General features: G+C 28.6%; 1 protein-coding gene. It reads left to right on the forward strand.

Annotated features, from left to right (window positions below; translation table 11 throughout):
- The coding region (locus ABN099_RS19010; protein ID WP_349465935.1) for a hypothetical protein at positions 1–606 on the forward strand (606 nt) is incomplete at its 5' end.
- Positions 607–692: the final 86 nt, after the last annotated feature.

Genomic DNA, 692 nt, shown 5'->3' on the forward strand with positions numbered 1-692 from the left:
TTACCTTTAAATGTACTTTATCGTTCCGACATTTGCCAACGTGCTCAGTATAACTCTGCGGGTGAGAAAGAGTATATATCTGGTTTTAACCCTAATACCGTGGCACTTAAACAACAAGGTAATAGTGATATCTATCAAGTACAAATCGCCCTTAATGGGGGTGGATCATGTCAATGGCAATTAAGTGAAGTTTGGATATCAATCATTTACAAAAAAACACTGAATACTGATAGTGACTTTAAAACAATACCATCACATAAACTTATTTTAATCTTTAATGGCCATAATTTTCGTCCACCAGAACTGATAAGAAATTTAATAAAAAATGAAAAAATAGAACTGAATTACTATCCGGTATTTATTAATAATGAATTTTCAAATGAAAAAAAAATAATCCTGTTTAATGGTTGGGATAGGTCTCAATATATATTAGTCAATAATGAAAAAAACATATTATTTACCCCTATCTTTCATAAAGAAAACATAACGAAGATTGATATACCTAAAGAACGAGAAAAGGAGAATATCCTTTATTATTCAGATGGTACTATAGAAAAAATAAACTCTTCGAGACCCAATTATAATAAATTAAAAAGTATTAATTGAATATAACTTCAATTACAATCCAGGAGGTTATTTGAACTTATTTGTTTCAAATATAAGGCAAGAGAAGAATATGAACCGTTATAAAT

Source organism: Proteus hauseri, from assembly GCF_040139125.1.
GTDB classification, from domain to species: Bacteria; Pseudomonadota; Gammaproteobacteria; order Enterobacterales; family Enterobacteriaceae; genus Proteus; species Proteus hauseri_B.